General features: G+C 68.1%; 22 protein-coding genes. 7 read left to right on the top strand and 15 right to left on the bottom strand.

The window, feature by feature from the left end:
• The first annotated feature begins 8 nt into the window (after positions 1-8).
• Both SAZ01S_RS13965 and SAZ01S_RS13960 read left to right on the top strand, forming a co-directional pair.
• Positions 9-773: an SDR family oxidoreductase gene (locus tag SAZ01S_RS13965; protein WP_084582884.1), complete on the top strand. Its 765-nt coding sequence runs from the start codon at positions 9-11 to the stop codon at positions 771-773.
• A 59-nt stretch (positions 774-832) separates the two neighbouring features.
• The gene (locus SAZ01S_RS13960; protein ID WP_084582883.1) at positions 833-2014 is read left to right on the top strand and encodes a M48 family metalloprotease; all 1182 of its coding nucleotides are present in this window, start codon (positions 833-835) and stop codon (positions 2012-2014) included.
• Here SAZ01S_RS13960 and SAZ01S_RS13955 read toward each other — a convergent pair.
• Positions 2001-2600 carry a response regulator gene (locus tag SAZ01S_RS13955; RefSeq protein WP_439951228.1) on the bottom strand — a complete coding sequence of 200 codons (600 nt, stop codon included), beginning with the start codon at positions 2598-2600 and terminating at the stop codon, positions 2001-2003. The genes SAZ01S_RS13960 and SAZ01S_RS13955 overlap by 14 nt on opposite strands.
• Before the next feature lie 207 nt (positions 2601-2807).
• Between SAZ01S_RS13955 and SAZ01S_RS13950 the strand changes: the two genes are divergently transcribed.
• A complete protein-coding gene (locus tag SAZ01S_RS13950; protein ID WP_084582881.1) occupies positions 2808-3578 on the top strand; it encodes a sensor histidine kinase in 771 nt (256 codons plus the stop codon).
• A 40-nt stretch (positions 3579-3618) separates the two neighbouring features.
• Positions 3619-6597, top strand: a complete 2979-nt coding sequence (locus SAZ01S_RS13945; protein ID WP_167693161.1) for a sensor histidine kinase — start codon at positions 3619-3621, stop codon at positions 6595-6597.
• Positions 6598-6633: 36 nt separating this feature from the next.
• Here the strand turns inward: SAZ01S_RS13945 and SAZ01S_RS13940 are convergent, their stop codons facing one another.
• The 14 genes from SAZ01S_RS13940 to SAZ01S_RS13875 form a co-directional block, all read right to left on the bottom strand.
• Entirely contained in the window at positions 6634-7569 is a 936-nt protein-coding gene (locus tag SAZ01S_RS13940) for an MBL fold metallo-hydrolase (protein ID WP_084582879.1), read from the bottom strand.
• 41 nt (positions 7570-7610) lie between these two features.
• The gene (locus tag SAZ01S_RS13935) at positions 7611-8435 is read right to left on the bottom strand and encodes an alpha/beta fold hydrolase (protein ID WP_084582878.1); all 825 of its coding nucleotides are present in this window, start codon (positions 8433-8435) and stop codon (positions 7611-7613) included.
• A 12-nt stretch (positions 8436-8447) separates the two neighbouring features.
• Positions 8448-9299, bottom strand: a complete 852-nt coding sequence (locus SAZ01S_RS13930; protein ID WP_084582877.1) for an alpha/beta fold hydrolase — start codon at positions 9297-9299, stop codon at positions 8448-8450.
• A gap of 124 nt (positions 9300-9423) precedes the next feature.
• Positions 9424-10947 (bottom strand): ABC transporter permease/substrate-binding protein, encoded by a 1524-nt coding sequence (locus tag SAZ01S_RS13925; RefSeq protein ID WP_084582876.1) that lies wholly within the window; start codon positions 10945-10947, stop codon positions 9424-9426.
• Positions 10944-11711 (bottom strand): ATP-binding cassette domain-containing protein, encoded by a 768-nt coding sequence (locus tag SAZ01S_RS13920; RefSeq protein WP_084582875.1) that lies wholly within the window; start codon positions 11709-11711, stop codon positions 10944-10946. Before SAZ01S_RS13920 ends, SAZ01S_RS13925 begins: the two co-directional genes overlap by 4 nt.
• Positions 11712-11789: 78 nt before the next feature.
• Complete coding sequence (locus SAZ01S_RS13915; protein ID WP_084582874.1) at positions 11790-13463, bottom strand: GMC family oxidoreductase; 1674 nt, start codon at positions 13461-13463, stop codon at positions 11790-11792.
• A gap of 32 nt (positions 13464-13495) precedes the next feature.
• Positions 13496-14341 (bottom strand): sugar phosphate isomerase/epimerase family protein, encoded by an 846-nt coding sequence (locus tag SAZ01S_RS13910; protein ID WP_084582873.1) that lies wholly within the window; start codon positions 14339-14341, stop codon positions 13496-13498.
• A complete protein-coding gene (locus tag SAZ01S_RS13905; protein WP_174596118.1) occupies positions 14338-14901 on the bottom strand; it encodes a gluconate 2-dehydrogenase subunit 3 family protein in 564 nt (187 codons plus the stop codon). Before SAZ01S_RS13905 ends, SAZ01S_RS13910 begins: the two co-directional genes overlap by 4 nt.
• On the bottom strand, positions 14898-15728 hold the full coding sequence (locus tag SAZ01S_RS13900) for a 3-keto-disaccharide hydrolase (RefSeq protein ID WP_084582872.1): 831 nt from the start codon (positions 15726-15728) through the stop codon (positions 14898-14900). Before SAZ01S_RS13900 ends, SAZ01S_RS13905 begins: the two co-directional genes overlap by 4 nt.
• Positions 15729-15918: 190 nt before the next feature.
• The gene (locus tag SAZ01S_RS13895) at positions 15919-16821 is read right to left on the bottom strand and encodes a hydroxypyruvate isomerase family protein (RefSeq protein ID WP_084582871.1); all 903 of its coding nucleotides are present in this window, start codon (positions 16819-16821) and stop codon (positions 15919-15921) included.
• Positions 16818-17183: a c-type cytochrome gene (locus SAZ01S_RS13890; RefSeq protein ID WP_084582870.1), complete on the bottom strand. Its 366-nt coding sequence runs from the start codon at positions 17181-17183 to the stop codon at positions 16818-16820. The genes SAZ01S_RS13895 and SAZ01S_RS13890 overlap by 4 nt, the downstream gene beginning before the upstream one ends.
• Positions 17180-18325: a Gfo/Idh/MocA family protein gene (locus SAZ01S_RS13885; RefSeq protein WP_084582869.1), complete on the bottom strand. Its 1146-nt coding sequence runs from the start codon at positions 18323-18325 to the stop codon at positions 17180-17182. The genes SAZ01S_RS13890 and SAZ01S_RS13885 overlap by 4 nt, the downstream gene beginning before the upstream one ends.
• Positions 18322-19386 (bottom strand): sugar phosphate isomerase/epimerase family protein, encoded by a 1065-nt coding sequence (locus SAZ01S_RS13880; protein WP_084582868.1) that lies wholly within the window; start codon positions 19384-19386, stop codon positions 18322-18324. Before SAZ01S_RS13880 ends, SAZ01S_RS13885 begins: the two co-directional genes overlap by 4 nt.
• Positions 19383-20606, bottom strand: coding sequence for an MFS transporter (locus SAZ01S_RS13875; protein ID WP_084582867.1), 1224 nt, complete (start codon positions 20604-20606; stop codon positions 19383-19385). The genes SAZ01S_RS13880 and SAZ01S_RS13875 overlap by 4 nt, the downstream gene beginning before the upstream one ends.
• Positions 20607-20756: 150 nt before the next feature.
• Here SAZ01S_RS13875 and SAZ01S_RS13870 point away from each other — a divergent pair, with 150 nt between their 5' ends.
• The 3 genes from SAZ01S_RS13870 (at position 20757) to SAZ01S_RS13860 (ending at position 24429) form a co-directional block, all read left to right on the top strand.
• Positions 20757-21764 carry a LacI family DNA-binding transcriptional regulator gene (locus SAZ01S_RS13870; protein ID WP_084582866.1) on the top strand — a complete coding sequence of 336 codons (1008 nt, stop codon included), beginning with the start codon at positions 20757-20759 and terminating at the stop codon, positions 21762-21764.
• A gap of 67 nt (positions 21765-21831) precedes the next feature.
• Positions 21832-22773 (top strand): VOC family protein, encoded by a 942-nt coding sequence (locus SAZ01S_RS13865; RefSeq protein ID WP_245824863.1) that lies wholly within the window; start codon positions 21832-21834, stop codon positions 22771-22773.
• 201 nt (positions 22774-22974) lie between these two features.
• Positions 22975-24429 carry a carbohydrate porin gene (locus SAZ01S_RS13860; RefSeq protein ID WP_084582865.1) on the top strand — a complete coding sequence of 485 codons (1455 nt, stop codon included), beginning with the start codon at positions 22975-22977 and terminating at the stop codon, positions 24427-24429.
• Positions 24430-24510: the final 81 nt, after the last annotated feature.

Genomic DNA, 24510 nt, shown 5'->3' with positions numbered 1-24510 from the left:
ACTTCCCCATGCAACTGCAGGGCAACACCATCTTCATCACCGGCTCCACCTCCGGCATCGGCCGCGCGTTGGCCGAGGCGTTCCACAAGCTGGGCAACAAGGTGATCGTCTCGGGCCGTCGCCAGGCGCTGATCGACGACATCGTCGCCGCCAACCCGGGCATGGCGGGCATCGCGCTCGACATCACCGATCCGGCCAGCATCCAGGCGGCCGCGAAGCAACTGCTCGCCGAGCATCCGGACCTCAACGTGCTGATCAACAATGCCGGCATCATGCCGTTCGACGATCCCGGCGCGCCGATCGCCGACGAACTGGTCGACCGGATCTACACGACCAACTTCCTTGGGCCGATCCGCATGACCTCGGCGCTGATCGAGCATCTAAAGACCAAGCCCTATGCCGCGATCCTCAACAACACGTCGGTCCTGGCCTATGTGCCGATCGCGACCAACGGCGTCTATTCGGCGCTGAAGGCGGCGCTGCATTCCTACACCCTGTCGCAGCGCTTCCAGCTGCGGGACACGCACGTGCAGGTGCAGGAAATCGCGCCGCCCTGGGTCGACACCGACCTGATCCACAAGAGCGGCGACCCGCGCGCCATGCCGCTCGACGCGTTCATCGCCGAGACGATGTCGAAGCTGGGCGGCGACGCGCCGGAAGTGTTCGTCGACGCGATCCAGATGCTGCGCGACAATCCGGGCTCGGGCGAACACGCCTTCTTCGATGCCTTCAACCAGTCGCTGGTCGAGAACCCGATCCCGGTCGGCGCCTGATCCATCCGGCGGCGGGGGACGCCCCCGCCGCCTTTCTCTTTCCCCAAGGCGATCGTTCGATGGACCCGGCAAGCGCAACCGATCACTATCTCGCCACCATCCCCGCCGCCCGCGCGGCACTGGCCACCGCTTACACGCAAGGCGGCCATTGGCTGGTGCTGTGGGGGTGGCTGTTCTCCGTCCTCGTGCCGATCGTGATTCTGCGCCCGGGCCTGATGCGCCGCATCGCCGCGAAGGTGGCAGGCGAGAAGGATCGCAAGAACCGCGCAGTGTTCGCGGTGGCGGTGACTTTCTTCCTGCTCCACTGGGCGTTGCTGCTGCCGTGGAGCGTCTATGCCGATTGGTGGCGCGAGCGCAGCTACGGGATCACCAGCATCTCAGGCGGGGCATGGTTCGCGCAGTCGGCGATCAGCACGATCTTCTCGGCCCTCTCCGGCGGCGTCTTCCTGGTGCTGCTGTACCTGCTGATCCGCAGGACGGGCCGGCGCTGGTGGATCTGGGGGACTGGCATCTCGGCGGTTGCCCTGTTCGCGGCGATCGTGCTCCAGCCGGTCCTGCTTGGCCCGGTATTCCAGAAGTTCACGCCATTGCCGCAAGGCCCGGTACGCGAGACGGTGATGGCGATCGCGCACGAAACCGGCACCCCCGCCGAGCAGATCGTGATCGCGCATGGCGGCGACGGCCCCAGCTACACCGCCCGCGTCGACGGGCTGGGCAGCTTCGCCCGAATCGTGCTGGGCGAAGGGCTGGTCGCGACCCCGGTCGACACCGCGGCGCTGCGTGCGGTCGTCGGCCATGAGATCGGTCATTACCAGCACCAGCACCTGTTGTGGCTCACCCTGTTCATGACCGTACTGGTCGGCGTCGCGCTGCTGGTGATCGACCGGCTGTTCGCGCCGGTTGCGCGGCTGCTCGGGGCGGGGGACCGCAGTCTAGCGGATCCCGCCGGTCTGCCCGTGCTGGCGGTGATCTTCGCCACCTTCGTGTTCCTCACCTCGCCGCTGATCAACACCGCGCTGCGAACCGTCGAGCTCGATGCCGATCGCTACGGCCTGGAGCATGCCCGCGAGCCTGACGGCGCCGCCCGCGCGCTGCTCAAGACGGTCGATTATCGCGCGCCGTCACCGGGGCGGCTGGAGGAAGTCCTGTTCTACGAGCATCCAAGCATTCGTCACCGGCTGGAGAATGCGATGGTGTGGAAGGCCGCGCATTCCGCCCCCGCGCGTGCTACAGCTCGATGATGCCGCGGCGCAGGGCGATGGTCACGGCGTGGGTGCGGTCCTTCGCGTCCAGCTTGGAGAGGATGCTGCGCATATGGGTCTTCACCGTTTCCTCGGTCACGCCGAGGAGATGGGCGATCTGGCGATTGGCATTGCCGCTCGCGGCGAGCTTGAGCACCTGGCATTCGCGCGGGCTGAGCGCATCGTCGATCGCGCCCTCCGCCATGGCGCTGGCGATCTCGGGATGGATCACCCGGCGCCCGCCATGGACCTGCCGGATCGCGTCCCCCAGGTCGCGCCGCAGTCCGCTCTTCAGCAGATAGCCGCGTGCTCCCGCCCGCATCGCTCGCATCGCCTGGACATCGCCGTGATAGGTGGTCAGCACGATGATGCGTGCCTCGGGAAATTCGCGCAGGAGTGTCTCGATGACGTCGAGCCCGCCCAGGACGGGCATCTGCAGGTCGAGCAACAGGATGTCGGGCAACAGGTGGCGATACATTTCGATCGCCTGCGTGCCGTTCTCCGCTTCGCCCACCACCACGATGTCGGACGTGTTGGCGATGAAGCTCGCGACGCCGTCGCGCAACAGCGCATGATCGTCCGCCAGAAGGACGCGGATCGGCGCGGGGGACTCGTCCAGACCTGTTTGCAGCGTGCGACCCCTTCTTGCCGGCTGGGCGGAATGCCCCGCTCTTACGCAGGTCGCCTACCTAAATCTAGGTAGCCGCAAACCGCTCTTTGTGCGCTGTGCCACGCTGTGGGAGCGGCGCATAACCTGCCCCGGCACCCGCGTGCCGCGCCGGGGAGATCAGCCATGCAAGAGTCCAGCAACGCCACGATGGGGTCCGGCACAGCGCCGCGCCCGGTCCAGGCGTCCGACGCGTTGACGATGTTCGGCTTCGCGATCGCGCTGGCACAGGCCGTGTCCCAGCCGCTCGCTACGATCGCGACCGATAGCGAGGCGATCTGCCGGCTTGGCGATGCGGACCTGAGCGCGCATCGTGATCGGCTCTGCCAGAGCGCGCGACGGTTGCGCGCGGCCAGCGGCAGGGCCAATGCCGCCGTGCTGCAGGCGCTGGGTGTCCTCAACAAGACCAACGAATGGGCGCGGATCGACCTGGACCTGCTGATCCGCGACGTGGCGATGCGCATCGCGGCCTCGGCGCTGGGCGGGCGGCTGCAGTTCGTGCTCGATCTTGCGCCGTCGTTGCCTGGCATTTCGGCCAATCGGTCGCAGATCGAGCGGCTGTTGTGGGAGGTGATCCGCAACGCTGCCGAAGCCAGTGGCGGCCAGCGCGCGGGAGAGATCCGCATTGCCACCGGCCAGGACGGCGACTTCCTGGTCGTGTCGATCGAGGATGACGGGCCTGGCTGCGACGATCCCGAAGTGCCGTTCACCCTTTTCCACACCACCAAGCCTGGCCATACCGGCATCGGCCTGAGCATCGCCCGCGCCTTCGCGACTGCCAATGGCGGGCAATTGTCGGCGGCGCGCGGCGCGCAGGGGGGGCTGCGGGTGCTGCTGCAGCTGCCCTTGCCGCGGAGCGAGCCCGCTCCAGCCGTGACTGGCCTTGGCGCGCACTAGCCGATATCACCGTCAGCGGATGCGGGGCGGAGACCAAGGAGTGAGACAGGCGCTGGCCGGACTCCTGTTGTTCGGGCTCACGGCGCTCCTGCCTTGTGCTGCGGGGGCGCAGACGGTCCCGGAGCGCACGCTCGCGCAATATCGGCTGACGACCTGGCGGACTCAGGACGGCGCGCCGCCCGGGATCATCGGGCTCGCCCAGTCTCCCGACGGCTTGTTGTGGATCGCCGCATCGACCGGCGTCTATCGCTTCGACGGCGCCCAGTTCGAGCGGATCGGCCCCGGCGGCAGCCTTGCCGGCGCCGATGTGCCGACCGCGATGCTCGCCGCGCGCGACGGCACCATCTGGACCGGCTATCAGAGCGGCCGCTTCTCCCGCTATCGCGATGGTGCGTTGCGGCCGCTGCCCGAGCCGCCGGTCCGCAAGCGGGTGATGTATCTCGCGCAAACCGGCGACGGCGCGATCTGGGCGGCGCTGGCGCAGCCGAGCATGCCGTTGCTGCGCTATGCCGGCGGCCGCTGGCAATCGGTTGGCGAGAGTTGGGGACTCCCTTCGCAGTGGCTGATAAGCATCCATGCAGCGGACGAGGGCAGCCTGTGGGTAACGACCCTGGACGCGCTGTATCGCCTGCCGCCCGGGCAGCGGCGGTTCGAGCGCGTAATGGCGGTACACGGCCATGCCGGCGTCACCAGCGACAGGGCGGGGACGGTCTGGCTGGCCGATGACGATGGCGCGCGCCCGGTATTCCGAAATGGTGCGCCGGTTTCGCAGGATGCGCCTCGTCGGATACCCGCCGCTGTACGCAACATCGCGCTCCGCGTTGACCGCCTGGGCAATCTGTGGGGCATCAACGGGGAGGTGCTGTTCCGAATCGCACCGCGTGCGGCGGCGGCGGAGACGCTGACCCGGCAGGACGGCCTCACCTCCAGCAAGCTCGGCGCCTTGCTGGAAGATGCCGAGGGCAATTTGTGGGTGGGATCGTCGCTGGGGCTCAACCGTATCTCGCGCACCGACGTGGTGGCCGAACCGGAAATTGGAGCGCCGCCCCCTTATGGCTACCAGTTGCTGCGTACGCGCGACGGGGCGGTGTTCATCGCCGCGCAGGACAGCATTTATCGCGTCGCGCCGGGGATGCGCCCCCAACTGGTCTGGCGAGGCGACCCGGGCCCCGCCGGCAGCTGCGAGGATCGGGACGGCAGCGCGCTCGTCTTCGTCCAGGATCGACTGTTGCGGTTTCGCGGAGCGCGCGCCTCAGTCGAGCCATGGCCCTACCGGCCGACGTTGGGCGTGCTGAACTGCACCGTGGACGGCCGCGGCAGGCTATGGGCAAATGGCGGGCGTGCCGGGCTGTTCCGCCGCGACGGCAGCGGCTGGCGCGTGCTGGATCGCCCGGCGCCCGGTGCGCGCTACCTCCTGATCATACTAACGGCGGCGGACGGACAGGTGCTGGGTGGCACGCAGGACGGGCGGCTCGAACGGCTCGGGGAAGATGGCCGCCCCAAAGCCACGCTCGTCGCGCTCGACGACGGGCTCGATCCGGATGGCGCGACGCGCACCGGTGCCGCTACCTATTTCACCGGGCGCAGCGGAATCTACCGCGTGATTGGCGACACCGTAGAATCGCTGCCCCAATCGCGTGCGCCATGGGCGGCACGGGTCACCGGCATCACGCAGGCGCGCGACGGCAGCGTCTGGATGATCGGGCGCATGGGGATCGCGCGGATCGACGGGACCAGCCTGGACCGGGCCTTCCGTGACGCGAGACAGGCGCTTCGTCCCATGATGCTGTCGTTCGCCCAGGGGCTGCCAGACCTAGGCCTCAGCGGCTCCGGCCCCGGCGCGGTGACTGGCGGCGACGGACGGCTGTGGTTCAACACGCTCAGCGCGGTCGCCTGGGTCGATCCTGCCCATCTGGCAGTGTCGCCGACCCCGGTGCGCGCGGCGATCCTGGCGGCCAATTGGGGAACCGGCGCGGCGCGCGATCCGGAGCAGCTGACGCTGCCTGCCGGCACCCGGCAGCTCCGCATCCGCTACACCGGCGCACTGCTCTCCGCACCCGATCAGTTGCGGTTCCGCTACCGGCTGGACGGCGCCGATGGCGACTGGGTTGAGGCGGGAAGCGCCCGCGAGGCGACCTTCACCAACCTCTCGCCCGGCCACTATCGGTTCGAGGTGCAGGCGGCCGACCGCAACGGACCCTGGAGCAGCGCGGGCGCGACGCTGGCGATCGAACTGCCGCCCACCTTTCTCCAGTCCGCCGGCTTTTTCTGGCTCTGCGTGCTGGGTGCGCTGGGGCTTGCGGCACTGCTCTATGCGCTCCGCATGCGCCAGGTGACGCGCGCCATGCGGCGCCAGTTCCATATCCGCACGCTGGAGCGCACCCGTATCGCCCGCGACCTGCACGATACGCTGTTGCAGAGCGTGCAGGGGCTGATGCTGCGCTTCCAGACCGTCGCCGACCAACTCCCGGTCGATGCCGCCCGCCGCGAGACCCTGGAGCAGGCGCTCGCCCAGGCCGAGCAGGTGGTGGTGGAGGCGCGTCACCGCGTGCTCGACCTGCGGTCCGGCATGCGCGGCGACCCGCTGGCAAACCTGTCGCGCTTCGCCGAGCCGCTGCTTGCCGGCACGGGTCTCCGGCTGGAGACCGACACGACCGGTCGGCCGCGCCCTATCGTGCCCGCGGTGTCGGACGAGCTGGTGCGGATCGGTGAAGAGGCGATCCGGAACGCGATCGCGCATGCGCAGGCGACGCGGATCGCAGCATCGCTGGAATATGGCGCTCGGCTGGTGCTGCGGATCGCGGACGACGGCATCGGCATTCCCGACGCGCGGATCGCGAGCGCTGGCGACGATCATTTCGGCCTGATCGGGATGCGCGAGCGGACGCTGCGGGTGGGCGGCACCTTGGTAGTGGCGCGGGGGCATGCGGGCGGCACGATCGTCCAGATCACCGTTCCCGCCCGGCGCGCCTATGTGCGGCGGCCTTTCTGGCGTGACGGGCGCAAGGATCGGCGCTGAGGGCCGCCGCGCCCGGCACGCGGCAGCCCTGCACGGTCACACGCCGCGATAGACGAGCGTGGTGAACAGCGCGGGGCTGATGATCATCTGGCCCCATTTGGCGTCGAACGCGGCGGTCGGCCGGGCGGCGATGGCTTCCTCGAGTGTCTTGCCCTGCTTCTTGAGCGCGGCGACGTTGGTGCGGATCGTCACCAGCATGTCGCGATACGCGATCAGGTCCGCGCGGGTGCCGAGCGGGCCATGGCCGGGAACGACGATCGTCTTCTCGCCCGCCATGGCGATGTTGGCGTCGGCCGCCGCGATCATCCCGTCGATGCTGCCGCCCGCGACATAGTCGATGAACGGGTAGAGGCCGTTCCAATAGGTGTCGCCGGTCAGCAGCACGTCGGCCCTGGTGAAATAGGCGGAGAGGTCCCCGTCGGTGTGCGAGGGCATATAGGCGCGCAGGCGGATGACGTCGGTGCCATAGGCGAGCGTCTTTTCCTTCGCGACCAGCATCGCCGCACGGCCGCCGGCGGGCAGCGGCGTGAAGGTGTGGCCCCATTCGACGACGCGGATCGTCTCGCCGAAATGCCTGGCGGTGTTGGCCTGCGCGATGATCGTCGCGCCGTCATCATGCACCCAGACATTGCCGTCGGTATGGTCCCAGTGCCAGTGCGTGTTCACCGCATATCTGATGCCGGTCGGCTGGATCTCGTGCAGCTTGGCTTCCACCTTCGCCTTGGAAAGCGCGATCCCGTCGTCGATCATCAGCAGCCCGTCCGGCCCCGGCATCGCGACCATGTTGCCGCCCGAGCCCTGGAGCAGCACCACGCCCCCGCGCAGCGGCGTTGCGGTGATCTCCGATGCGGCGGCGGCGGCGTTGATCGTGTCGTACGGCGTCTGCTGCGCGGCTGCGATCCCCGGCGCGCAGAGGCCCGCGACCAGCGCCGCGACCGAGGTCATGCGCCGTCGAAATTCTGCGTTCTTCATCCTGTGTCTCCCGTTGGAGGTTCGTTGCAATCGGTCGCGGTTCACGCCGCGCGGTAGCCGGCCCGTACCCAGTCAGTGACGAGCTCGGCGTAGCGGGCCGGCGCCGCTTCCCAGACGAAGTGGCCGCTCTCGACCACCTCATGAACGCAGTGCGGCAGGTGCTCCGCCAGAAAGGCACCGTTGGCGGGCGGCACGAACGGATCGGTGCGGCCCGAAATGACCAGAGTCGGCGTGGCGATCGTGCCGAGCAGCCCCTCCAGCGCCGGCAGGTCGCGGGCATAGGCGCGGACGAAATCCGCGGCTTCGTTCCAGCGGCTGCCGGCAGAGGCGTTGCCGTAATCCTCCAGCACATCCTCCGGCAGCGCCAGGCTCGACCGGATCAGGCTCACCACCTGGGCGCCGCCATCGGTGCCGGCGAAGTCTGCCCGGCTGCTGGCGACGATCTGCTGGAGCGGCGCGCCGAGCAGCGGCATGGCGATGCCGCCGCTGCCCCCGACGATGCTTTCGAACCGATCGGGATACGCGGCCGCCGCGAACAGCGCGGCGAGCGTACCCACGTCCGGCACGATGGCATGGACGCGGTCTAGTCCGAGCGCGTCGAGCAGCGTCGGAAGATACGCGCCCATCGCGCGCGGCGACAACAGGTCTTCCCGCATCTCCGACAGCCCGAAGCCCGGCAGATCGACCGCGACCAGCGGCCCGAGTTGCTCCAGCGCGGGCCAGATCGCGTCGAAGGCGCGGATGCTCTCCGGCCAAGGAGCGGTGAGCAGCAGCGGGATGCCGTCGCTGCCGCCGCCCCTGCGGAGCCGGATGCGGATGCCGTCGACGGTGCGCGTTTCCAGCATGGGCGAGAGAATGGTCGTCATCGCGGTGCTCCTTCAGGCCGAGAGGAAGGCGTTCACGTCGGCGGCGAATTCGGCGTGATGCTGGAACAGGAAGCCGTGCCCGGCATCCGGGTAGATCTTCACCTCGGCCTGCGGGATCAGCCCGCCCATCAGATGGGACAGGCTCGGCGGGATCATCGCGTCCGCGTCGCCATTGGCGACGAAGGTCGGCTGACGGATGCTCTGCAGGCGTTGCAGCTTGGCATGGTCGGCAACGCCCCAGGCGCAGACCGCATCATAATGGGCATCGCGGGTCTGGAGGCTGCTGGGGACGTCGCGATCTTCGGTCCGCGCAAGGAAGCGGCCGAGATAGGCCCGGCCGGCCGCCTGGCTCGTCTCGGTCGGCTTGAAGAAGGTGTAGAGCAGCTCGGCCGCGCCGGGTTCGTCCTTGCGGACCGCGTCGGCGATATCCTTGCGCCAGCCATGCATGTTGGGGCCGCCCTGCGGGCCGGTGGCGGCCAGGACCAGACGGCGCACCCCATCGGGCCGGATCAGCGCCACCTCCTGCGCCACGAAGCCGCCGAGCGAGAAGCCGAGCAGGTCGATGCTGCGCAACTCCAGGGCCTCGAGAAAGGCGATCAGGTCGCGCGCCATATCGGCGATGGTGGCGGGCGTGGTGCCGCTGCTGCTGCTTACCCCGCGATTGTTGACGAGGACCAGTTCGCGGGTTTCGGCGAGCGCATCGAGCAGCGCGGGGTCCCAAGTGTCGAGGTCGCCGCGGAAGCGCGGCAGCAGCACGAGCGGAGTGCCGCCGGGCGTGCCGAAGCGGCGATAGGCATAGCGCACGCCATTGGCGGCTTCGACGAAGCGGGTGGGGGCGGTGATGGTGGTATCAGGTGTGGGCATCCGAAGCTCCAAGCGGCGATGGCGCGCGCAAATTCCGCCTTTCGGATGCGGTTCGCTATCGGTCTGCGGGAGGGGAGGGGGATGCCGGGGTATGGGGTGCCGGGGCGAGCCCTCGGCTAGAGGATCAATTGCCCAGATGCGCCGCCAGCCAGCGGGCGGCAGCATCGGGGCTCTGCTTGTCGGTATCGCGATCGACCATGTAGTTGGCCTGCCGCATCCGCTCGACCGAGATCGCGCCGATCAGCGGACGCAGCGCGGCCTGGAAGTGGTGGTCGCCGGCGCGGGACGGCGCGACCAGCAGGATGGCGTCATAACCAGGAATCGCGCCCTTGGGGTCTTGCAGCACTGCTAGGCCCTGCGCGGCGATGCGGCCATCCGAGGAAAAGGCCGGAATCACGTCTGCCGCGCCGCTGGTCAGCGCGCGGTACATGAAGGTTGGTTGATAGGGATGGGCTTCGGCAAACCGCAGCCCATAGGCTGCCTGCACGGCCTTCCATTCGGAGCGTTCGAGAAACTCGATGTCGGTGGCAAGCTTCAGCGACGGCGAAACCTGGGCGAGGTCGGCGATGGTGGCGATGCCGCGGCGGCGCGCGTCGTCCCCGCGCATCACGAACGCATAGGCGTTCTCGAAGCCGAGCGTGCCGAGCAGCGTGACGTTGCTGGTCCGCTTCGCCCAGGCGGCGACGCCGCGGACGATCGCCGCGCGCCCAGGCACATCGGTGCGGCGCATCTGGTTGGTCCAGATCGTGCCCGAATAGTCGACATAGACGTCGATTGCGTTGCTCGCGAGGGCGCCATAGGCGACGCCGGAGCCGAGGCCCTCGCGATAGCGCACCCGGTATCCCGCCGCTTCCAGCCGCGCGCCGATCACCCGGGCGAGGATATATTGCTCCGAAAAGCCCTTGGCGCCGATCGTCACCGTGCCGCGCGGGGCCGGCCAGGCGGGGGCGAGCGCCGCCAGCGCGCCGATGGCGAGCAGGCCGAGGCTCAGCCACACCACGCCCAGCCGCCGCCGCGCAATGCCCCACTCGGCGAGCCCGAGCAGCGCATCGACCGCCAGTGCCAGCGCGGCGGCGGCGAGGCAGCCGACCAGCACCAGCGTCCAGTTCTGCGTCTGGAGCCCTGCGAAGATCAGGTCGCCCAGGCTCGGCTGGCCAACGGTGGTGGACAGCGTCGCCGCGCCGATCGTCCACACGGCGGCGGTGCGGATGCCCGCCATCACCACCGGCGCGACCAGCGGCGCCTCGACCAGGCGCAGCTTCTGCCAGCGCGTCATGCCGACGCCGTCCGCCGCCTCGCGCACCGCCGGATCGAGCGTGACGAGGCCGGTCACGGCGTTCCGCAGGATCGGCAGCAGGGCATACAGGGTGAGTGCGAGCAGCGAGGGCAGGAAGCCGAGCGCCGGGATGCCCCCGCCGACCAGCGCCGAGAGCGAGAGCAGCAGCGGGTAGAAGAGCGCGAGCAGCGCGAGGCTGGGGATGGTCTGGATCAGGCTGGCGAGACCCAGCGTGACGCGGGCAACGCCGCGATGGCGTGCGGAAACCACCGCCAGCGGCAGGCTGATCGCGATGCCGAGCAGCAGCGCGGCGAAGGCGAGCAGCAGGTGCTGCGCCAGCAATTCGGGCACGCGGGCGAAGGCGGCGCTCATCGGGCGAGCGCCGCCAGCCGCTCGGCCTGTTCGCGTGGCACCGCGACCAGCGCGTCGGCAGCGGCACCGCCCTTGCCAGCGAGCAGCGTGCGCGGGGTCGCGTCGCCGACCAGCCTGCCGGCTTCCATCACCAGGATGCGATCGGCGAGCAGCAGCGCCTCGGCCATGTCATGGGTGACGAGCACGGTGGTGAGGCCCATGGAATCGTGCAGCGTACGGATCGCCTTGCCCAGCGCATCGCGGGTGACCGGATCGAGCGCGCCGAACGGCTCGTCCATCAGCAAGAGCTTGGGCGCGGTGGCGAGCGCGCGGGCGACGCCGACCCGCTGGCGCTGGCCGCCGGAAAGCGCATCGGGCATCCGCGCGGCCATGTCCTGCGGCAGGTCGACAAGATGGAGAAGCTCGGCAACGCGCGCGTCCCGGTCGCGCAGACCGGCGAGCCGCAGGCCGACCGCGACATTCTCGCCGACGCTGAGATGCGGGAACAGGCCGACATTCTGGAAGACATAGCCGATGCGGCGGCGGAGCAGGTGCGCCGGTTCGGCATCGACCGGCACGTCGTCGATGGTCACCCGGCCTTCGCTGGGAGCGACCAGCCGGTTGATCATCTTGAGCAGCGTCGACTTGCCCGATCCCGAGGTGCCGACCAGCGCGACGAAGCTGCCGCCGGCAATCGTCAGCGAGACGTCGTCTACCGCTCGCACGCCCCGCGCATAGCTTTTGCCGACGCCTTCAAAGGCCACGCTGCGCAAGGGATCCGGCATCACCCGCAACTGTGCGGAATGTCGGGGCAACAGTCAAAACAAAGCCGGCCGCCCCGGACAGGGCGACCGGCGTGTCGGTCAGGCGCGGAGCTGCTTCACCGCATGGTCGGCGGCACGCATCGTCAGCGCCATGAAGGTGAGCGACGGGTTGACGCACGAGGCCGAAGCCATCTGCGCGCCATCGGTGACATAGAGGTTCGGCGCGTCATGCGCCTGGCTGAAGCCGTTCAGCACCGAGTTGCGCGGATCGGTGCCCATGCGCGCGCCCCCCATTTCGTGGATCGCGTCGCCTGGCACATGTTCCCCCTCGTTGCTCCGTACATTCTGCAGGCCCGCGGCGCGCAGCATCGCCTCGCCCTGCACCTTGGCATCGGCGATCAGCTTGAGTTCGTTCTCGCGGAAGGTGACGTCGAAGCGCATCAGCGGCACTCCGAAACGATCGACCTTGCTCGGGTGGAGCGAAACTCGATTGTCCTTGTAGGGCAGGCACTCGCCGAACGCACCCATGCTGAACCGCCATGGCCCATAGCGGCGCATGCCATGCTTCATCTCGGCGCCGAAGCCGACCGGCCCGGCAGGCGCGCGCCATGCGCTGCCCTGATAGCCATAGCCGCGCTTGAAACCCACGCCTTCCTCGCCGCCGATGTTGCGGAAGCGCGGAATGTACACCCCGCCCGGCCGCCGGCCATATTCGATGAAATCGGTCATGCCCGGGATCTCGCCGTCGATGCCGACGCGGAAGATATGGTCCATGACATAGCGGCCGAGCGTGCCGCTGCTGTCGAAATGGCTGCGTTCGCTGCCCGCCGCGCGCGAGTTGAGCAGGATCTGGTTCGATCCCATCGCCGAGGCGCAGAGGAACACCAGATCCGCGTTCACCACCTGCGCCTGGCCGGTCTTGGCATCGACATAGCGGACGCCGGTAACGCGCTTCTTCGCCGCATCATATTCGATGTTGGTCACCACCGCGTCCGACTGGAGCGTCAGGCGCCCGGTCGCGCGGGCGGCGGGGAGGGTGACCGCCTGGGTCGAGAAATAGGCGCCGAACGAGCAGCCATTGCCGCACTGGTTGCGGAACTGGCACTTGGTGCGGCCCTGGTCCGGCTTGTCCTCGGTCATGTTGGAGAGGCGGGTGTTGATGAGCTTGCGGCCGGGAAATTTGGTCTCGAGCTGCTGCTTGAGCCACTTCTCGGCGATGTTCATCGGCATCGCCGGCTGGAAGTTGCTGTCCGGCAGATAGGGCAGGTTCTCGCGCGAGCCCGAGACGCCGATATAGTCCTCGACCTTGGCGTACCAGGGCTTGAGATCGTCATAGCCGATCGGCCAGGCGCCATCCACGCCCTCGCGCTTGTTCGCCTCGAAATCCTCAGGCGCCCAGCGGAAGCTCCAGCGGCCCCAGATCAGCGACTTGCCGCCGACCGCACCGGGGCGGATCCAGTAGAATTTGCTGCCCTCGTCGAACGCATAGGGGTTCATCCGGTCGTTGTTGTAGAAGCCCATGTTGCTGGGCTGCACATAGCCGCGCTTGGCGATGAAATAGTCTTTTTCCTGCAGCGGCTTGGGCATGATGTTGCGCGCGGGCACGTCGAAGGCGGGCTTGCCGTCGTACGGATAATCCTCGCCATGCTCGACCATGCGGCCGCGATCGAGCATCAGGACCTTCAGTCCCTTCTCGGTGAGTTCCTTCGCGGCAAAGCCGCCGCTGACGCCCGAGCCGATCACGATCGCGTCGAACCTGTTGGTTGCAGCCATGATGTTTCCCTCTCCCAGGGCGTGTTATTGGTTTAGAAGCGCAGCGTTTGCAGCGTCTTGAAGCTGGTGGTGATGTCCGGAAGATAGGGCGCGGGCGCCTGATCGTTCTCGACATAGAAGTGGCGGACATGGGCGCTCGCCGGACGCTTGAACAGCGCGGCGAAGTCGATCGTGCCGGTACCCACCGCCGCCATGCTGCCATCGGCGCGCATGTCCTTCACGTGGTACGAGTAGAGGCGCGTGTTCAGCCGGTCGACCAGTGCTGCCAGATCCTCGCCGGCATGCTTGGCCCAGTAGAGGTCGAGCTCGCTCTTCACCAGCGCGGGGTCGGTCGCCTTGAGGAACCGGTCGTAGAGGCTCACGCCGCCGGGCTTGTTCGTGAACTCGAAATCATGATTGTGATAGGCGAAATCGAAGCCGGCTTTCTTGAGGTCGTGGGCGAACTTGTTGAAGTTCGGCAGCGCCGCGTTCCAGCCCGCTTCGGTACGGTGCTGGTCGGTCATGTAGGGCAGCACCACGGTCTTGGCGCCGAGCGTGCGGGCCATCGCCACCGACTTGTCGAACTGGCCGAGCAGCGCGTCATAGCCGATGTGGAGCGACGGGCAGCGGAGACCTGCCTTGTCCATCGTGTTTCGGAGCATGACCGGGTCCATGGCTTCGTAGCCGCCACCGCCGAACTCGATCTCGCGATAGCCGATCTTCGCGATCGCCTGGAGCGTGCCGACCGGATCGTTCTGGAAGATATCGCGCACGGTGTAGAGCTGGATGCCCACCGCAGGGATCTGCGCGGCGAACGCTGGCGGGATCAGGCGATCCATGAGGGCGAGAGCGGTGACGCCGCCGGCGCCGGCGAGCAGGGTACGACGGGTGATCATCATGCGCTGTACACCTTGTTGACCTGAGCATAGGGGAAGGCGCCGTTATATTCGCCCGGCACCGGCAGATATTCGCGCTCCTGGGTGATGCCGATCTCCGAGGTGTAGTACCCGGTGATCACCAGTTGCCGAAACGCTTCGAAGAAGGTCTTGCCGCCCGGGATCTGGCCGTTCATCGCCAGGGTAAGCAGCGCGTCCTGCTGGGCTGGCGTCGCCGTGGCGGCGGCGACCTTATAGTCCTGCTGCGACCGCGCCTCGATCGCGTCGAGCCCGGCGACGATCGGCACACGGTCGTCGGGCATCGCCCAGTCGGCGAGCAGTTTCTCGATGAAGGCGGGCACGCCCGCGGCGATGGCACCCGGCGTGTCGGTGGTGGGGATCACCCGCTCGCTGAGCGCGGTCATCAGCGCACGCTGGGCGGGGTTGAACACCGCGACGCTGGGCGGACCGTCGGGGATCAGCTGCGTCGCGGTCATTTGCGCGGCGCGGGCGATGGGGGCGAACACGCCCGCCCCGAACAGGGCGAGCACGCCGGTCAGCGCGGCGCGGCGGTCGACGATCATTTGCGGTCTCCCGGAAGGTCCTGGGCGATGGCTGCCTCGGACAGCGGGCGCACCCAGATGTTGCGGAACGACACCGGCGAGTCATGGTCCTGCAGCTGGATCGGCAGGGCATCGGCATGCGCGGTGTATTCGGCGACGTGGCGCCAGTTGGTGGTGCCGAGCATCGCCTGGTGGTTCTGCACCAGCACGCCGTTGAGGAAGGCGGTGATATAGGCCGGGCGCAGCAGCTTGCCGTCGGCGGCGAAGCGCGGGCGCTCGAACACGATGTCGTAGCTCTGCCATTCGCCGGGCTTGCGCGACGGGTTCACCAGCGGCGGCTTCCAGCCATAGACGCCGCCCACGGTGCCGTCGGCATAGGTGGGGTTCTGGTAGCCGTCGAGGATCTGGATCTCATAGCGCTGCATGAACCAGATGCCGCTGTTGCCGCGATCCTGCGAGCTCTTGGTCGGCGGGTACGGCGAGCGGAACTCGAGGTGCAGCTGGACGTCGCCGAAACTCTGCTTGGAGATCAGCGCATTTTCGCCGCCGCTGCTCGCGCGGGTGGGCACGGTAAGCACGCCGTTCGCGATCGGCCACAGTTTGCGCTGGGCGGTCCAGGCATCGAGCGAGCGGCCATCGAAAAGCACGATCGCATCGGAGGGCGCGCCGCCGGGTTGCGCGGCGGGGGTGACCACATCGGGGTAGGGGCGGTCCGAGTCATGGACATGCCAGTTGCCGCCGCCCGGCAGGATCGGGGTGTCCTTGAACCCCGGCTTTTCCTGTGCCGCGGCGGGCGTCGCGGCAAGCACCGCCAGACCCGCGAGCAGCACATTTGTGCGTCTCGACATGCTTCTCTCCCTGCATTTTTCAGGCTGTCGGGCTCCACCATCCCCATCGTCATCCCCGCGAAGGCGGGGATCCATTCGCGCCGGTGCTGCGGTTCTTTCCCCCAGCGCACAGGCGAATGGATTCCCGCCTTCGCGGGAATGACGGTGGTTGATTGGCGGGGCGTCGTCCCGAAAGCCCATCCTTAACCCCTCAGACGGCGTCGATCGTGCGATAGGCGGCGATCAGCCGCTCCTCGCCCGCGCGCCCCTTGATCGAATTGCCATGTTCCATGCCGATCACTCCGGCATAGGGTTTCGCCCGCAACCAGCGGACGATGTTCGTGAAATTGATTTCGCCGGTGCCCGGCTCGTTGCGGCCGGGATTGTCGCCGAACTGGATATAGCCGATCTCGCTCCAGCAGGTGTCGAGCACCGGGATCAGGTTCCCGGACTGGATCTGCTCGTGATAGAGGTCGGCGAGGATCTTCACCCCCGGGCTGTTCGCCCCACGCGCCACCGCATAGCCCTGCGCGATGCTCTGCATGTAGACGCCGGGATGGTTGGTGCGGGTGTTGAGCGGCTCCATCACCAGCGCCATGCCGTGCGGCGCGACCAGGTCGCCCGCGCGGCGCATCAAGTCGATCACCCGCGCGGTCTGGATGTCGAGCGGCACCTTGGGATCGAGGAAGCCGGTCACCACTGTCATCCGCGTGGCGTTGAGCCGCTTGGCGACATCGATCGACGACCGGATGTCCGCCAGCAACGCCTCGCGCTCGGCGCCGTCATTGGCGCCGAGGATCGGGCGCGACTGTCCCCATCTGGGCATCGAGGCGACGAACACGCCCATCGTCATGCCGCGGCTGGACAGCGCCCTGGCCATCGCCACCTGCTCGTCGACCGGGCGTGTGGCGGCCTCGTTATCCTCCCAGGCGGTGAAGCCCTGGTCGGCGGCGAAGGCGATCTGCTCCAGCCGGTTGCCCCGGCTGGCGAAGCTTCCCTCATGGGGCGCGAAGTGGAGCGAGAAGCGCGCCGCATTCGACTGGCTGCGCGCCGAGGATGCCACCAGGGGCATCGCCGTCGCGCCGGCCAATACGGTGCGGCGCGTCACGCTCATTTGCCGCTCATCGCCTTGAGGTACGCGATGATCTGCTGGCGCTTGGCGGGATCGGCCATGCCGATCGGCATGCGGGTGCCCGGCACCTTCTTCATCGGCGCGGCGATGAACTGGTCCAGCGTCGCCGGATCCCAGGTCAGCTTGGCGTTCTTGAGCGCGGTCGAATAGTTGAAGCCGGGCGCCGAGGCCGCCGGGCGGCCGACCACGCCGTTGAGGTTGGGGCCGACGCCGTTCTTGCCGCCCTTTTCCACGGTGTGGCATGCCTTGCACGCGGCAAAGGCGGGCGGGGCGGCCGTCTGCGCCCAGGCGGGCGCGCTCGCCGTCAGCGCCGCGGTCGCGGCAAGTGCCATCCAGAACTTCATTCACGCTCTCCGGTTACGATCTCGGTCCATTTGGTGTCGGCCGTCGCGTTGGCGATCATCGCCTCGACGAACGCCATCGTCCGCAGCCCGTCCGCGACGCCCGGCACCTGCGCCGAATCGCCGCGAACAATTGCGGCGAAGCCACGATAAAGATTTGCAAACGCTTCGATATAGCCTTCGGGATGCCCGGCCGGGGTGCGGAGCAGGGGGGTAGTGCTCGCGCCCAGGCCGGGCCCGCCTGCGCGGAGAATTTCCGCGGGGCGATCAATCCAGCGCAGGGTGAGCGTGTTCGGCTCCATCTGCGCCCATTCCAGCCCGCCGCGCTCGCCGTGGATGCGCAGGCGCAGGCCATTTTCCTCGCCGGCGGCGACCTGGGTCGCCTTGAGCGTGCCCCGGGCGCCATTCTCGAAGCGAAGCAGCGCGCTGACATCGTCGTCCAGTCTCCGCCCGGGGACATGGGTCGCGAGTTCGGCGGACAGGGTCTCGACGCGCAGGCCGGAGACCAGCTCGGCCAAGTGAAATGCGTGGGTGCCGATGTCGCCGAGGCAACCGCCGAGGCCGGCGCGCGCCGGATCGGTGCGCCACTCGGCCTGCTTGTTGCCCTCCGTGTCGAGCGAGCGGCTCAGCCAGCCCTGGATATATTCCACCTGCACCAGCCGGATCGCGCCGAAGTCGCCGCGAGCGACGCGGGCGCGGGCCTCCTCGACCAGCGGGTAACCGCTATAGGTGAATGCGAGGGCGAACTGCTTGCCGCTGGCCCGCGCGGCGGCGGCGATGGCGCGGGCCTCGTCGCTGTTCATCGCCATCGGCTTTTCGCAGAAGACGTGGAAGCCGGCGTTCAGCGCGGCGATGGCGACCGGCGCGTGGAGGTGGTTCGGGGTGACGATCGCGACGGCGTCGATGCGCTCGCTCTCCGGCAGCGCCGTTTCGCCCGCGAGCAGGTCGTCATAGGTCGCATAGACGCGCGCCGGATCCAGTCCGAGCAGGTCGCCGGTGCGGGTGTTCTTGCCTGCATCGGTGCTGAAGGCGCCGGCCGCCAGCCGCCAGTCGCCGTCGAGCGCCGCGGCCATGCGGTGCACGGCGCCGATGAACGCGCCTTCGCCGCCGCCCACCATGCCGAGTTTCAGCGGATGCCGGATCATGCGTCGCGGCTTCCAAGCCCGAGCAGATTGCGGATCGCCGCCTTGTCGACGCCGCTCGACGCAAAGTCGTCGAAGGCGCGTTCCGTGACGCGGATGATATGGTCGCGGATGAACGGCGCGCCTTCGCGGGCACCGTCCTCGCTGTTCTTCAGCGCGCATTCCCACTCGATCACGGCCCAGCCGCGATAGCCATATTGGGCGAGCTTGCTGAAGATGCCGACGAAATCGACCTGGCCATCGCCGGTCGAGCGGAAGCGGCCGGCGCGGTTCACCCAGCTCTCATAGCCGCCATAGACGCCGTTGCGGCCGGTCGGATTGAACTCGGCGTCCTTCACATGGAAGCACGAAATCCGATCGTGATAGCGATCGATGAAGTCGAGATAGTCGAGCTGCTGCAGCACATAATGCGACGGATCGAACAGGATGCGCGCGCGGGGATGGTGGTCCACCGCGTCGAGGAACCGCTCCCAGCTCGCGCCGTCGTGGATGTCTTCGCCCGGATGGATCTCATAGGCGCAGTCGACACCCGCTTCCTCGAACACGTCGAGGATCGGCAGCCAGCGGCGGGCGAGTTCGGCGAAGGCCTCTTCCACAAGGCCCGCGGGGCGTTGCGGCCACGGATAGACATAGGGCCAGGCGAGCGCGCCGGAGAAGGTGGCGTGCGCCTTCAGCCCCAGCCGGCCGCTGGCGCGGGCGGCGAGCTTGACCTGCTCGACCGCCCAGGCCTGGCGCTCGGCGGGCTTGCCGTGGAACTCGGCCGGCGCGAAGCCGTCGAACAGGGTATCGTACGCCGGATGCACCGCGACCAACTGGCCCTGGAGGTGCGTCGAAAGCTCGGTCGGCTGGATGCCGAACTTGTCGAGCCGGGCGCGGAGGTCGTCGCAATAGGCTTGGCTCTCGGCGGCTTGTTTCAAATCGATCAGGCGCGGATCGCAGGGAATCTGCACCCCGACATAGCCGAGGCCTGCGGCCCACTCCGCCATGTGGTCGAGCGTGTCGAACGGCGCCGTGTCGCCGAGGAACTGGGCCAGGAAGATGCCCGGCCCCTGCATCGCGGTCATGCGTGTGTCTCCGTACGGGTGTTCTTGAAGGTGAACTGAAAGAGCAGCGCGATCACGGCGGCGGCGATCGCCGGATACCACCAGAGATGGTGCCAGTCGGCCACGGTCGCGTTCGCCGGCAGCTGGGCATAGAGCAGCCCGCCGATCTGCGAGCCGAGCAGCATGCCCACGCCATAGGTAAACAGCGTCAGCATGCCCTGCGCCTGCGCATTGACGCCCTTGGGCGTCGCGATGGTGCCGGTGTAGATCGCGCCGGCGACGAAGAAGAAGTCGTAGCAGACGCCGTGCAGCGCGACGCCGAGATAGATCGCCCAGATGCCCGCGCCACCGTCGCCGATCGCGAACAGCGCGTAGCGCAGCGCCCAGGCGACCATGCCGACGAGCAGCAGCGGCTTCACCCCGAAGCGACGATAGAGCCAGGGCATCGAGAACATGAAGACGAGTTCGGACATCTGCCCGATCGCCAGCGTGCCGCCCACATTCTCGATTCCCACCGCGCCGACGTACGGCGAGGCATAGGCATAGTACATCGCCAGCGGGATCGAGATCAGCGTGGCGCAGAGGATGAAGATCAGGAAGGAGCGGTTGCGCATCAGCCCGAAGGCTTCGGTGCAGAACACCTCCGCGGCCAGGCTCTTGCCCTGCGGCGCATCGGGCTGAACATTGGGCAGGGTGATGCTGTACAGGCCCAGCGCGAGCGAAACGACGCCCGCCACCTGGAAGATCTGCGGGCTGGCCGAGAGGTGCGCCCAGCCGATGATCAGCCCCGCGACGATCCAGCCGAGCGTGCCGAAGGCGCGGACAAAGGGGAAGCGATCGACGCGTTCGCCGAAGCTCTTGAGCGCGATCGTGTTCGCGAGGCCCACCGTCGGCATGTAGAGGATCATGTAGCCGAGCAGCAGCCAGACGAAGCTGGCGCCATGCTCGGGCGTGAGCAGCGTCGGCAGGATGAAGAGCAGCACGCCGCCGATCAGGTGCAGCACCACCATCAGCATCTTGGGGCTGAGGAACCGCGCCGCAGCCATGCCGAGCAGGAAGGAGCCGACGATCGAGGCGATCGGGCCGACCGAGAAGGCGTTGGCGATCAGGCTGCCGAGGCCGACCGTCTGCATCACCAGCCCCAGCGTGACGTTCCATGCGCCCCAGACGAAGAACTGCATGAACATCAAGGCGCTGAGACGCCCCGTCAGCAATCCCGATACCGGCTGTGCGCGGTTCATGACGACCCCTCCAGCAGCGACCATGCGCTTCCTCTCCCCCGGTGCGGCTTTGCCGCTGTTCGAATCACAGCCTATGCAGAAGGAGGGGTGATGTAAAGGATTACATCCGCAGGGCTCGACACGGCTCGCCGCAAGCGACAAGATATCTGCATGGCTACGATTATCGAAGTCGCCGCGGCCGCGGGTGTTTCCACCGCCACGGTGTCGCGCGTGCTCAGCCAGCCCGGGCGGGTGGCAGAGGCGACGCGCGCCAAGGTGATGGAGGTGGTCGCGGCGCTGGATTACCGGCCGAATGTCGCCGCACGCACGCTGCGCACGCTGCGCGCGGCCAAGATCCTGTTGACGGTGCCGGATATCTCCAACCCCTTCTTCGCCAGCGTCATCCGCGGCGCAGAGGAGGCCGCGCGCGACGCGGGATATGCCATGGTGCTGGGCGATACGCGGCACGATCCGGAAGTCGAGGATCAATATGCCGAGATGCTGTCGCGCCGCGAGGTCGACGGGCTGGTGTTCCTCGGTCATCGACTGCCGGCCAGCCTTGAGGCCCTCGTCGCGCGCCAGGGGGCGTCGGCACCGATCGTCAATGGCTGCGAGTACAGCCCCGAGATTGGCGTGCCGAGCGTCCATATCGACAATGCCGCGGGCAGCGCCGATGCGATCGAGCATCTGGTGCAACTCGGGCATCGCGATATCGGCGTGATCACCGGGCCGCCGATCAGTCCGATCAGCCGCGACCGCCTGACCGGCGCCTTGCGCGCGGCGGAGCGGCATGGCCTCAAGGACCGGCTTTGCCTGCGCGAGGGGGATTATGGCGCCGACTCCGCACATCGTGCCGCCCGGGAGCTCCTTGCGGAGGGCGTGACCGCGCTGTTCTGCTTCAGCGACGAGATGGCGCTGGGTGCAATCAGCGCGGTGGGCGCTGCGGGGCTGTCCTGCCCGCGCGACGTGTCGGTGATCGGCTTTGATGACCTGCCGCTGGCGCGCTTCTTCCATCCCGCACTGACGACCATCGCCCAACCCAAGGGGATGATCGGCCGGCGCGCGGTGGAACTGCTGGTCGGCATCCTGCGCGGTATCGAGCCGGTCGAGCGGCAACTCACGCTGGCCCATGAACTGATCCGCCGCACCAGCACGGGCCCCGCGCCAAACACCCGGTGACACGCCGTGAAGGCGTGCTATGCTGCTGGAAAGGCGTGCGAAACTGCGCGCTGCCGGGAGAGAGAGGATGCCGATGTTCCATGCCGCGCGGTCGCGGCGCTGTGCTGCGCTCGGCCTGATCGCTGCAGCGATGATCGGCGCCGCGCCGCCGGAAGCGGGTCGGCCGGCGATCACCGGCATCTCGCACCTCGCGGTCTATGCGACCGACATGGCTGCCACCGATCAGTTCTACCGCGTCGTGCTCGGCGCGCGGAAAGGCCCAGACCCGGAGGATCCGGCGGGGGTCCGCTATTATTTCAGCCCGCGCCAGTTCGTCGAAGTGCTGCCCGCGGCGAAGGACCATGGGCCCAGCATGCTCGCGCATGTCGGCTATATCACGGCAGATGCGGGCAAGCTGCGGGCCTGGCTCGCCGCACATGGGGCCGGGGACCTCACGCCGGTGCAGCGCGGGGCGGGGGGCGACCAATGGTTCGGCGGACGCGATCCCGAAGGCAACGCCGTCCAGTTCGTCCAGCCCGCCAGCCGTGCGACGGCGCCCGAGCGGGGCGCGATCAGCGGCCGCATCCTCCATGTCGGCTATGCCGTGCACGATCGTGCGAAGCAGGATGGCTTCTACCGCGCGCTGCTCGGGTTCCGGCCCTATTGGTATGGCGCATTCCACGAAGACAAGGTCGACTGGGTCTCGCAGCAGCTGCCCGACGGCCGCGACTGGCTGGAATATATGATGGTGGGGCCGGGCTCCGACGTGACGATGGACAAGGTGGACGCGCGGCAGCTCGGCGTGCTCAACCATGTGTCGCTCGGCGTGGTGAACATGCAGGCGGCGGTGACGACGCTATATCGCGAGAACCGGCTGAGCCCGCGCCATGACGGTCCGCAAATGGGGCTGGACGGCAAGTGGCAGGCGAATTTCTACGATCCTGACGGCACCCGCGTGGAACTGATGGAGTTCAAGCCGGTGATGAAGCCGTGCTGCTCGGCCTTCACCGCGGCGAGCCCGGAACGCTGACGTTGCGGCGGCGCAGCGAACGCCTCGGCCGGGATCTAGCCACCCCATCCATCGTATAGCTCTCGCACCCTCGTGCAATCCGGTAGCGCACGGCGCTTCGATACGGCGCCACCTGTGCGAAGGATTTGGCTGAGCTTGCAACTTCGCGCAACCAAATGGCCGCTCGGTTCTTTGATGCGCCGCGACATATAAGGATGTGCAATGAAGCGTGGGAGTTGGCGCGTGGCGCAGGGGGCGCTGCTCGCGATCATGGGGGTGGCATCGACGCCCGCGTTGGCGCAGCAGGTCGATGTCGGCGCGCCGCCGCCGCCTGCCGACGAACTCAACAAGCCGAAGCCCGATGCGACGCAGCAGGATGCGAGCTCGGGGCCGCGCGCCGATACCCAGCGCCGTGCGCGCAGCCACATGCTCCACCCGCGCGATCCGTCACCCTCGTCGCTGGCCGGTGACACGCAGAGCGCGCCGCCGCCGGGCCTGATCGGCGACTGGCAGAAGGTCCGCACCCGCATGGGCGAGCGCGGCATCGGCCTCTCCGCGCGCTATGCTTCCGAGACCGCCTATAATTTCACGGGCGGCGATCGCAGCCTGGTGGCGGAGACCGGCCAGTTCGATTTCGGCGCGCTGCTCGATCTCGACAAGCTGGTCGGCTGGGGTGGCGCGGCGCTGCAGGGGACCGTTACCTGGCGGCGCGGCATCGATCTCACCACCACCGCCGGACTGGGCACGCTGCAGCAGGTGCAGGAAGTCTATGGTCGCGGCCAGACGGTGCGCGTCACCCAACTGTGGCTCCAGCAGAAGCTGGGCGACAAGGTGGAAGTGAAGCTGGGCCGCACCAATCCCGGCGAGGATTTCGCGGTCTTCTCGTGCCACTTTCAGAATCTGAGCTTTTGCGGCGCGCAGCCGGGCAATCTCGCGGGCGACTATTGGTACAACTGGCCGGTCAGCCAATGGGGCGCCAACGTCCATGTCGACGTCGCACCGGGCGTCTATGTGCAGGGCGGCGCCTATGAGGTGAACCCGCGCAACCTGGAGAACACCTTCTTCATCGGGCATTTCAAAGGCGCGACCGGCGTGCTGCTGCCTGCCGAGATCGGCTGGACGCGCGGCGGCGACAACGGGCATGTCGGCTCGTACAAGCTGGGCGGCTGGATCTCGACCGCCGATGGCGACGATCTGGTGCTCGACATCAATCGCCAGCCGCGCGCGGTGACGGGTCTCGCGCCGCTCCAGCATTCGAGCCGCTACGGCGTCTATGGCAGCGTCCAGCAGCAGCTGACGGGGGCCTCGAAGGACGGGCGTGCGCTGACCGGCTTCAGCATGTTCGCGAACGTCACCTTCGCCGATCGCGCGACGACGCTGACCGACAACCAGGTCTCGGTCGGCCTGTTCTACAAAGGCCTCGCACCGAGCCTGCCGGGCGACGTGATCGGCTTGGCGGTCGCGCGGACCAACGTCAACGGCCGCTTGGAGACGGCGGATCGGCTGGCCGGCAAGCGGCCGCGCGATGCCGAATATGCGGCGGAACTCTACTACAGCGTGTCGCCGACCGAATGGCTGGTGGTGCAGCCCAACGTGCAGTGGATCCATCAGCCGGGCGGGGTGCGGAACGCGAAGGACGTCGGCGTGGTGGGGATGAAGTTCGCGCTGACGTTGTAGGGTGCTCCTTAGCCCCTCCCCTTCAGGGGAGGGGTTGGGGTGGGGGCTGATCTGGCAGCGAATCCGCCGATCGTCCGTCAT

The sequence above is a fragment of the Sphingomonas azotifigens NBRC 15497 genome, assembly GCF_002091475.1.
Lineage (GTDB): Bacteria > Pseudomonadota > Alphaproteobacteria > Sphingomonadales > Sphingomonadaceae > Sphingomonas > Sphingomonas azotifigens.
Note: the sequence above shows the minus strand (reverse complement) of the source record. Positions and strands in the feature narration are given on the sequence as shown.

Coding starts and splice junctions, on each gene's coding strand:
- SAZ01S_RS13925 (WP_084582876.1), bottom strand. CDS start 10,947: ATGAGCGCCGCCTTCGCCCGCGTGCCCGAATTGCTGGCGCAGCACCTG.
- SAZ01S_RS13885 (WP_084582869.1), bottom strand. CDS start 18,325: ATGATCCGGCATCCGCTGAAACTCGGCATGGTGGGCGGCGGCGAAGGC.
- SAZ01S_RS13920 (WP_084582875.1), bottom strand. CDS start 11,711: ATGCCGGATCCCTTGCGCAGCGTGGCCTTTGAAGGCGTCGGCAAAAGC.
- SAZ01S_RS13935 (WP_084582878.1), bottom strand. CDS start 8,435: ATGACGACCATTCTCTCGCCCATGCTGGAAACGCGCACCGTCGACGGC.
- SAZ01S_RS13930 (WP_084582877.1), bottom strand. CDS start 9,299: ATGCCCACACCTGATACCACCATCACCGCCCCCACCCGCTTCGTCGAA.
- SAZ01S_RS13960 (WP_084582883.1), top strand. CDS start 833: ATGGACCCGGCAAGCGCAACCGATCACTATCTCGCCACCATCCCCGCC.
- SAZ01S_RS13940 (WP_084582879.1), bottom strand. CDS start 7,569: ATGAAGAACGCAGAATTTCGACGGCGCATGACCTCGGTCGCGGCGCTG.
- SAZ01S_RS13915 (WP_084582874.1), bottom strand. CDS start 13,463: ATGGCTGCAACCAACAGGTTCGACGCGATCGTGATCGGCTCGGGCGTC.
- SAZ01S_RS13870 (WP_084582866.1), top strand. CDS start 20,757: ATGGCTACGATTATCGAAGTCGCCGCGGCCGCGGGTGTTTCCACCGCC.
- SAZ01S_RS13895 (WP_084582871.1), bottom strand. CDS start 16,821: ATGAGCGTGACGCGCCGCACCGTATTGGCCGGCGCGACGGCGATGCCC.
- SAZ01S_RS13950 (WP_084582881.1), top strand. CDS start 2,808: ATGCAAGAGTCCAGCAACGCCACGATGGGGTCCGGCACAGCGCCGCGC.
- SAZ01S_RS13860 (WP_084582865.1), top strand. CDS start 22,975: ATGAAGCGTGGGAGTTGGCGCGTGGCGCAGGGGGCGCTGCTCGCGATC.
- SAZ01S_RS13880 (WP_084582868.1), bottom strand. CDS start 19,386: ATGACCGCGATGCAGGGGCCGGGCATCTTCCTGGCCCAGTTCCTCGGC.
- SAZ01S_RS13890 (WP_084582870.1), bottom strand. CDS start 17,183: ATGAAGTTCTGGATGGCACTTGCCGCGACCGCGGCGCTGACGGCGAGC.
- SAZ01S_RS13905 (WP_174596118.1), bottom strand. CDS start 14,901: ATGATCGTCGACCGCCGCGCCGCGCTGACCGGCGTGCTCGCCCTGTTC.
- SAZ01S_RS13900 (WP_084582872.1), bottom strand. CDS start 15,728: ATGTCGAGACGCACAAATGTGCTGCTCGCGGGTCTGGCGGTGCTTGCC.
- SAZ01S_RS13910 (WP_084582873.1), bottom strand. CDS start 14,341: ATGATGATCACCCGTCGTACCCTGCTCGCCGGCGCCGGCGGCGTCACC.
- SAZ01S_RS13965 (WP_084582884.1), top strand. CDS start 9: ATGCAACTGCAGGGCAACACCATCTTCATCACCGGCTCCACCTCCGGC.
- SAZ01S_RS13865 (WP_245824863.1), top strand. CDS start 21,832: ATGCCGATGTTCCATGCCGCGCGGTCGCGGCGCTGTGCTGCGCTCGGC.
- SAZ01S_RS13875 (WP_084582867.1), bottom strand. CDS start 20,606: ATGAACCGCGCACAGCCGGTATCGGGATTGCTGACGGGGCGTCTCAGC.